6 protein-coding genes are annotated in these 9,600 nt (G+C 38.6%); 3 read left to right on the top strand and 3 right to left on the bottom strand.

The window, feature by feature from the left end:
• Positions 1-1,630: 1,630 nt before the first annotated feature.
• Positions 1,631-3,187, top strand: coding sequence for an IS5 family transposase (locus NG821_RS11775; protein WP_252761854.1), 1,557 nt, complete (start codon positions 1,631-1,633; stop codon positions 3,185-3,187).
• 448 nt (positions 3,188-3,635) lie between these two features.
• The gene (locus NG821_RS11780) at positions 3,636-4,904 is read left to right on the top strand and encodes a hypothetical protein (protein WP_252761855.1); all 1,269 of its coding nucleotides are present in this window, start codon (positions 3,636-3,638) and stop codon (positions 4,902-4,904) included.
• 540 nt (positions 4,905-5,444) lie between these two features.
• On the opposite strand, the gene NG821_RS11785 is transcribed toward NG821_RS11780, so the two are convergent.
• Positions 5,445-5,894, bottom strand: coding sequence for a D-Ala-D-Ala carboxypeptidase family metallohydrolase (locus NG821_RS11785; RefSeq protein WP_252761856.1), 450 nt, complete (start codon positions 5,892-5,894; stop codon positions 5,445-5,447).
• Positions 5,895-6,235: 341 nt separating this feature from the next.
• Positions 6,236-6,685: a hypothetical protein gene (locus NG821_RS11790; RefSeq protein ID WP_252761857.1), complete on the bottom strand. Its 450-nt coding sequence runs from the start codon at positions 6,683-6,685 to the stop codon at positions 6,236-6,238.
• Between the two features lie 531 nt (positions 6,686-7,216).
• Between NG821_RS11790 and NG821_RS11795 the strand changes: the two genes are divergently transcribed.
• The gene (locus tag NG821_RS11795) at positions 7,217-8,113 is read left to right on the top strand and encodes an ORF6N domain-containing protein (protein WP_252761858.1); all 897 of its coding nucleotides are present in this window, start codon (positions 7,217-7,219) and stop codon (positions 8,111-8,113) included.
• Between the two features lie 275 nt (positions 8,114-8,388).
• On the opposite strand, the gene NG821_RS11800 is transcribed toward NG821_RS11795, so the two are convergent.
• Positions 8,389-9,480, bottom strand: coding sequence for an SGNH/GDSL hydrolase family protein (locus NG821_RS11800; protein WP_252761859.1), 1,092 nt, complete (start codon positions 9,478-9,480; stop codon positions 8,389-8,391).
• Positions 9,481-9,600: the final 120 nt, after the last annotated feature.

A 9,600-nucleotide genomic window follows, 5' to 3' on the forward strand; every position in this document is an offset into this window, starting at 1 on the left:
TCAATCTGCAGCGTGACGCTCGCCGAGGCGTTACACGACGCCTCTTGCCGCTATGCGCGCTCTCCGTGGATGAGTATATTATTTAAATAAAAGTTAAACATTGTCTAAAATTGGGGTATAGTATAAACTTAATATGGAAACAATAGTAATTAGTACTATTTTTTCTTTTAATTTAACCTTCTTTTTTGAATTTGCCATGACAAAATTTTCTTTAATATTGTTGATCATTATAGAATCTCCCTTTAGTCCACAAAGCTAAACGTTATTTATCTTATTTCCAAATATTTTGCGCAAAAAGTTATAATTTAATTTAATTATTTGACATTTTGACATTAAATTGAGTATTTTTATGAATAGATGTCATTTTGAAATTCGTACACTATAGATCGAAAGTAAAGTGTTATCACACCGGAAAAGTTAATTGCTCAAATAGAAATATAGAACTGAATCTGCAATCATCAAATAACTTTAATTTAGGCTCGGCCTCATATTATTGTTATATATCATAATCCTGATATAGTATTTCTCAATGGCGTACACAATGCTATTTCTCGGCAGATAGCAAAAACATTTTTGGGGGCTGAAAGTATAAAAATATACTATTTGTGAGCATAACTTCAGAGTTGCTATGTGCCTGTTCACCCCCTGCTGCATAAGATTTTTAGTAGAATATGTATGAATCACTAAATCTATAAGCATATTTCGTATATCTATTTTTAGAATAGAATATCTTGAAGAAAACAGCAATATTAATACCCTTATACTCTATTAATTATTTATTTGCAAAGTTATAATTACTTTGACTATTAATCAATCGCTCTAATGTGGCATTTTATACCCCATTAATATGTCATATAATATCACATATTTATCCGACTCGCATTTAATAAATTATGTTCCTATTAATTTTACGATATAAATAAAAATTTATGTTAAAGTGACAGAAAAATTATCAAAGAATGTCCCTTTAGTTATATATTGCCTGACGAGTTCGTTCCCATTCTCTACAACTCCTTTCTGCCCTGCAGAATAAGAATTAAAGAAGACAGTTGCCCCTATATCCTGACAATGTACAGATGTATGGCAAACTCAGGTCAGTTGTCAGTCGTGATGGGCTTGATGATTCATTTATAGAGAAACAACATCCTGCATGCAACGTTGGCAATCAATTCCTCTTTTTTCTTGAGTCAACTTTACTCTTAAGAACATCTTGGTCGACCTTCCTGTCATTGTGAGAATGGTATTCGGGTTAACGATCAGATTCATTTAGAGGTCACCGAATATTTTTCCGTCTACTTTTGTGGACCTGTTTTGAATGCTAATGATCATTATTTATTTCTTTCTTTCTTTCTTTCTTTCTTACTTGGTCTCTCCTTATTAGAGTCTTTAGTAAGAATACTTAAAGTCACATATTCTTGCAGATGTTGCAGTGCAGCAGAAATATAAATCTGTGTAGAAGTGTCATTATTGAGAAATATCCCTTTATTCTTCGTGACCATAAGCACTTACTTAGGGTCCACTGAATAATTTGATTTAACATTTATTTGATTGAATATCAGCAAGATACATGTCCTAATATTTGGCCAATTAAGGAAAAATCAGTAACTTTGAGTGTTAAAAGCAAGTAGAAATGAAGTTCAAATCACAAAACCGGGAGTTGACACTCGATGCATTCCGGTCCTCTCTTGAGGATCTCCCGAAGAGCAATCGCTGGGTAAAACTGGGCGACACCCTGCCCTGGGACAAAATAGAAAGGATCTACAACAGCCGTTTGCATAACGTCCATAACGGGGCGGGCAACAAGCCGGCCCGTATGATAATAGGGGCGCTTCTGATCAAGCACAAGCTGAACCTTTCGGACGTGGAGACCGTAGAAGCCATCCGTGAGAATCCCTACATGCAATATCTGCTGGGTCTGTCCGCCTACACGGACCGTGCGGTCTTCGATCCATCCCTTTTCGTGTCAGTGCGCAAGCGCCTGGGCATAGAGGATTACAATGACATGAGCGAGTCCCTTCTGAAACTTCAGGTCAGGATGCATGACGGAAAGCAGGAAGAAGATGATGGCCGCGGGAAAGGCGGAAACGGCTCGGGAGGTCCCATAGGGGATTCCTTCCCTGAAAAGGCTGCCGGAACAAAACAGCCTGCACCGAAGCCGAACGGAGGCCTGATGAAGATAGACGCGACCTGTTCCGACTCGGAGGTGCGGTATCCGACAGACCTGGACCTTCTGAATGACGGCGTGGAGGCCATAGACCGGATACTTGACCGTTTCTGCAGGATGACGGGCCTTCCCCGTCCGGAGACCCGCCTGAAGGAAATCCATTCCCGGTATCTGAACGTCATCAAGCTGCGGAAGAAACCGAAGGGGAAAGTCCGGGAATGTATGGAATACATGCTGGCCCGCTTGAGAAGGAACGTCAACGCGTCCCTGGAAACCTTCGGAAAGGTTGACAGCAACTTTTTCTTCACGCTTAAACCGCGTGACCGCAGCCTGTTCTTCACCACGATAAAGATGTGGAAACAGCAGAAGGGGATGTTCACGGACCATGTGCATCAATGCAAGGACCGGATCGTCAGCCTGTTCCAGCCCTTTGTCAGGCCGATCGTCAGGGGCAAGGCAAAAGCGAAGGTGGAGTTCGGGGCAAAGATAGGCGTAAGCGTGGTAAGGGGATACACCTTTATCGACCGTCACAGCTGGGATGCCTACAATGAATGTGACGATCTCATGCTCCACCTGAGAGCCTACAGGAAAAGGTTCGGAAATCTTCCGGCGAAGGTGGAAGCGGACAAGATCTACATGAACAGAAGGAACCGTCAGATTCTCCGCCTGCTTGGAATCGAGACGGGCGGGAAGCCTCTGGGCCGACCATCAAAGGAGCAGGATACGAAAGAATACCACGACCTTATGGCAAGGAATGTCGGTGAAAGGAATGAAGTGGAGGCAACCTTTGGAACGGGCAAGCGGATATACAGGGCAAACAACATCAGGGCAAAACGTGCTGATACGGGAGCTTTATGGGTTGGCGCGTGCTATTTCGTGAAAAATATAATGAAGTTCTTACATGAACTTCTTTATGCCCTTATTGAAATGATGGAAATCATCAAAATCATACCGGAAAATACCGGGACTTTCAGAAACCGAAGCCTGATGACTAAGAAAACTTTACTTCTCGCCATTGGATGATGAGAATAAATCAGCAGACCCTACTTAATGCCACTTAATGATATCAGTCAAATGGGATAATCGTACAGATGTCGGTATTATACTGGAAATACCAACTGGGATTACACCATTTAGCACTTCAGAATATGATGGTGGACCCTCAATATTATTTTTAGGAGGTCCTCTGATATATGATTGAGGGCTTGTCTTTCAAATTTTTAATACATAAGAAAGTTTGTGGATTTGATATGCTGTTAAAGGAGGTATATGTGATAACTTGATTTCTGAAGAGATGAGGACACGTGAATAGATATATCTTTCGTCAATATTTCTAATATTTTGGTTAAAATGACGGTTATTTAGTATTCTATATCATCTTTTTTATAATTTTCTTTGTAAAACTAAAAAATAATTGTACTTTTGAGGTAGATATCTAATACGATAAAAACAATTAATGAATATGATTTCAATGAATCGTGTTCTTCTATTGGCAATATGTGTCATTATAGTAGAAACCGGAAGGGCACAAACACAATTGACTAGGATCACTTCTGCTTCTGATAGCCTTGACCTTGTTGACGGAGGACTGTATCTTTTTTCTGTTTATGTGAATGTAGATGGACATAAATATGGCTATGCTAATTTTTACCCTCTAGACAGTACTTATACGCCTAAAGATAAATCGATCGAATACGTTGGTGTGGCACCCTTTTATTCTAAAATTGAATCTGTCGTTGAAGGGGACGACCTCATCAGATTGTATAAGAGTGGGAAAGATAATAAAGGAAATACCCGATATTTAATTTACGATGTAACAAATGGATATTACCTCTTCGTGGAAGGTCTCTTCCCTTCATTATATCGCCATTCCTCTGATGAAAAGGATGTTATAGCAAAATATATGTGTATTACTGGCTCCGGAAAAAAATTCCATATGGCAATAGGTGACAAGCGGGCTTCAAGATATCAGAATAATATGAAATATTATAGTTTTCCGAAAGATGCCACTTACAACTCAAATAAAGACCGGTATAATGATGTCCAACTTTATCATATTGACAAGTTGGAAGGGTATCGTAACACGATGACTTCAGGAAGTGATATTGTGTCTATGGTGGGAGATACAATCATTACCCTTGACCGCCAGTTTAATGACAATCGTTTGAATACCTTGATGCTTCCATGTAGGGTGTATAATTATAAGGAAGTCTTTGGCTTGCATGTACAGGCTTATGAACCGGTAGAAGATCCTGAAAAGGGTATTGTATTTAGAAAATTTGAGGGAGATGATCTCAAGGAAAATGCACCTTATTTGATTTCGGGAAAATTCGCTCAGGCTCCTTATATTATTGCTCAGACTGATGTAATATTGCCATCTGATTTCGTGGATAATAAAGTCGATGTAGCCATAAACGGAATACATTTTATCGGCACTTATCAAGATAGGCGACTTGATGGCCAGGATGCATATATGCTTTCAAATGACCAACTCTATTATTGTAAAGAACTGAATTCTAATCTGAAAGCTTTTCGCTGGTATTTGATGACTGAAAATAAAAAGAAATCTCAGTTTTTCATTGAACAGAGTAATGGGAAATTGTCACTTATCGGTAATGTGGGTATTTCTGATCCATCTGATAACAATACTGATAATTGGCATTTCAGGAAAAATGGTAAGCGCCCTCATGGGTTCAGTATACAAAAAGGATATCAGTTGATCCAACAAAAAACTATATAATTTGCTTATGAAATACATAAAACCTGCTATTAAAATTATCAAACTGCAATGTGAATCTTTTCTTGCAGCATCGTATGGAGTTGATATTGATGATGATTCAGGGACCATAACTCTTGACCCTTCCCAAGCAATAACACATTCGGACCATCTTATTGAAGGAGATTCAAAAATTTCTACAGACCATGACTACTGGGGGAATATTACCAGAAATCATTGAGGATAGAAAGAATGGGTAAACGTTAAAACTTGGAAAAGAGATGAAGTGAATAAATAACTGACCTTAAAGATGGCGTATTCTCATTTTGAGAATCCAAAGATTTAAAATCTAACTATGAAAACACGGATAAAAATGATACGGAAGATCAACAAGAATATCTAGCATGACGTCTGAAAATTTATATCTTTATGGAACCCTTCCGAACTTAATAGGAATCCGTTCTAAAAAATCCTATTGATCTTCAATACTTTAAAAAATCGTCTTTTTTATGTATCATTTTTAGGGAGGCGGACCATTGGGTGGCCCGTCTCTTTTGACGTTAATTACCTGGCCCTAAAAATCAATCGATGGCGGTTTAACCTTCGCGTCGTGTAACTTACGTGAAACCATTTCGCCTCATTAATATAACTGGAAGTTGGCTCAGCTATAAGTTCATCGAAATCTGTCTTTTCCCTAAGGAACTTAAAATACTTGACTGCTTTTTCAGTTGAACCGATATAGATATCAGCGGCTTCACCTCTACAATGTTGGGAGTTGATGACACCTCCGACCAATTCATTCAATCTCTTGCAGCGGAATCCGCTGGTAATGATAATGGCGCCGAACCGTTGCCTCAAAGGTTCTAAGATATTGAGGCATAGTGCCTTTAAATTCTTCCATTGTTCTGCGTTAGGTTCGTTGCAGATACCTTGTCTGATGGCTGTCCCTGACCTCATCATTTCCCATTTACTGAAATGTGGAGTGAGCATGTTGTCTTCGTCTGTGTTGTTCATGATATTTACTTGATATTTAATGTTGTTTGGTTCAGCAAAAGTAAATAGAAACAATTAGTATGTCAAGCTTTTCTCTTATAGTTTGTTTGTAGTATTAGTTGTAGTCCGTGAATACCGCTCCAAATGATCTCTATTGTTTCAAAGATATCATTTGATCTGTTGATTGGTGGTAAGTTGGGAGGAGCATACGACTTTCCTTTGTTTCAAGGTGTTAGATAGGGAAGTATTGCATATCGCTTGTTTTGAAAGAGATAGGGTCAGTCAGATGCAGGATAATCTCACCGCATTTGAAGAGAAGAATAAGTTTGTCGATACTTGTCGGACGATATTTCCGGATGCTTTTATATGGTATTTGAAGAGTGGAGTTGATGTTGAAGGTTGCCCGAGATAGTCAGTTTCATTCGGAAATACCTTTTTCGGATGAGCCATATACGGATGAGCCAAATGGCAAAAAATCCATTGCTTATGATTTCATAGATCGTATCTATCGGAGCCTCAAGATGAATAATCCGTTTAAGGAGCCATAGGACCAGATCAATATTAAAAAGGATGTTCCAGATTCTTTCCCGGTCATGGAAACTTACTTCGCAGGTTTCTTCTTCTTGTATAGACAAGGTAATGGAAGATTCGATGAATTTGAACATGCTTCTGATGGTAACGGTATAGGTCCCGGGAGCAATTTGAATGTGCACGGGATCACCTTTCATGATTCCCAGTAATTGCCCGTTGATATATAAATAATGTGGAATAGCTAATTTCTGTTTTTGGGGCGTGATAATTAATTCCGACATATTCATTAGAATGTTTTGTTTGCTGGTTCTACTTCAAATCGTTTCGCCATTGGAATAATATCCTTCTGTATATTCATTAGTGAATACATTTGGGACATTCTTCGTTTCTTCTGTTAATGCTCTGGTTTCCGTTCATCAAGCTCGTCTTTATTTGAGTCTATAATAGGAGTGGTTGAATATGCTGCAAAGTTAAGATATATTTTGGGATAATCTTATAGGGCACAAAAGAAAAATAGGAACTTGTGATCTTTAAAGATAGATTGATAAAGTTAATTAGCAACTGCAAATTTACTAATAAGTTTGAGGAATTCAGTCTTTTCTTCCGATTTGGGTATGATCTCGTTTTAGTTGATTTTTTTATTAGTAAAATCATCAAAAGATAACTCTTTCGTAGGGTAGTGTCTGATAAGTCCATCCTCCTTTATAGTTCCTTTCTACCAGACCGAATAAGAATTTTTTATATAAAGAAATGGAAATCAGGCATTAATAGTTCAATAATTTTTTGTAAATTAGCAGTAAAATTGTGGCAAAATGGATACTATAGACGATAAAGAACTAAATAGCAACATTCTTGTAACTCAACAAGCAGTAGAATCTCGAATATATACTATACGAGGATTACAAGTTGTGCTTGATTCTGACCTTGCCGAATTTTATGGTGTAGAAACCAAACAACTGAAACGTCAGGTAAAACGTAATGTTGAGCGCTTCCCTGAAGATTTTATGTTTCAATTGAAGGCAGAAGAGATGAACAGTTTGAGGTGCCAAAATGGCACCTCAAACGTAAAGGGTGGAAACAGGTATCCCAATTATGCTTTTACTGAACAAGGTGTCTCGCAATTAGCAGGAATTTTAAGAAGTCCTAATGCTATAGAAATAAATATATGCATTATGAGGGCTTTTGTTTCTATGCGCAGGTTTCTTTCTGCCAATGCCGGGATATTTCAGCGCGTTGAGCAATTGGAATACCATCAGCAAGTTACAGACCAAAAAGTTGAACAGGTATTGCATCGTATGGACGAATTAGCACCGACTATCACCCCAGAACAAATCTTTGCTACTGGATGCGTTTGGGATGCTTGGGAGTATGTTTCACAACTTATTCGAAGCGCACAAAAGCGAATCGTTCTAATAGACTCCTATGTGGATGAGCGTGTACTTACACTATTAACTAAAAGAAAAGAAAAAGTAAAAGCTACCATCCATACTCGTTTTACAAATCAGTTTAAGTTGGATTTAGAGAAGTATAACGAGCAATATGCCCCTATAGAATATATTCAACTCCCACACCGTTCTCACGACCGTTTCCTTATCATTGATGCTGACGCTTATCTCTTGGGAACCAGTGTCAAAGATATGGGCACTAGTTTGTGTGCAATCACTAAGTTAGAAGTTTCACCTGAAACGGTATTAGAACTACTTAAATAAAATTTCAATACAATTTATAAATAAGTCTATTTTGTTCTTGCATGATATGAGTTTCAACCATAAATATAAGATACCCAAAATGGGATAGGTACATAACGTGAAAAATTTTAGAGAACTCTATCCGTATTAGTTTTTATGAATGGAAAATACTGTTTAGTTTATATTCTCAAATGTATCTAATGATTTTTAGAAAGTATTGCGAGAGCAAAGTTAGCTACCGCCCTCTTATCTATGACCAGGAGAATTTCACTTAGCACCGATTTGTCTGTATCTAACTAACTGACTTTCCTGCTTACATTATGAATCAAACTTTTCAAGAACGGTACCAGTTCATTTGCCATTTTTTGTTGCTGTGCTTTGGAAGGATGGCTGTCTGCCCCATAACCTAAAGAGCCATCGGCAGGCGAGAAGTCGAAACGGTAGATTGACTTGTCACCGTTTGTGGAAAATTCACTTTGTATATTGTTTAGTGCCCTTTGCAGATCGTCCAAAGCTTTACCCTGGAGCATGCATCCTGTAAGCATGACGATCTTCGCTTTGGGATAAAGGGTCCGTAAATGAGTGATGAAACGCTTATAAGCTGATTCGAATAACTGGATGTCATAAGGTGTCGTACTGAGGTCGTTCGTTCCTAAATTGACACACACGATATCCGGGACATAGCGTTTGGGGTTCCACATTTCAGTAGAATCGTAGATCAAGGTATAGTCATACCATTTACTCATATTATCCTTGCTGCCGTCCTTGGGACCTGCATAGTTACGGTAGACGCCTATGCCTGAACGTGCGACGACCTGATTTTGGGCATGGAGCGCTCGGGCTGTCAGATTAGCAAAGGAATAATAGAAATTTTCTGTGGTATTGCTGAAATGCTCTTTCCCGTTTTTTGCTTCTACGCCATAAGCACAAGTGATGGAGTTGCCGATAAACTCGAGTTTCAGTTTTTTGTTGGATTTAAATGGCCGTATTGAAGCATTTTGGTCGACATAAAATCCTCTGAACTCAGGTTTTTCAGTATATCCTTCATAGACAAGCATGATTGTAGAAAAATGTTTTCCATTTTTCAAGCCATTGGCCACTGTCAGTATAGAATCTTGGGAGGAAAAGAATATCTTATGAGGGGCAGAACCGTCAGTCTCTACCATGAAATAGCCGCTTTTAGGTTTGGCTTTCATCTTCAGGCAAGTGCCGGTGAATTCTATTTGCATACCTGTGCCGGGAAAGACCATGCAGGGAGATTTGGGATTCTTGAAACTCACGCGTCCCATATAGTGGATATAAGGGTTGTCTGCGGGAATGTAATGATACGCCTTCGATTGTGCTGATAACGTCACCAGAAGAAAGAAAAGAAGAAGATAATTTTTCATACGTAAATATTTTGTGCCCCACCTATTGGGAAGGGGCTATTTTTAATTGTTTTTAATAACTTAACAGAGTTAAGACAAAAGAAAAGATAGCACTTGTTGGTGTGCAAGTGCGGCTGAATG

This window comes from Segatella cerevisiae (assembly GCF_024054555.1).
GTDB classification, from domain to species: Bacteria; Bacteroidota; Bacteroidia; order Bacteroidales; family Bacteroidaceae; genus Prevotella; species Prevotella cerevisiae.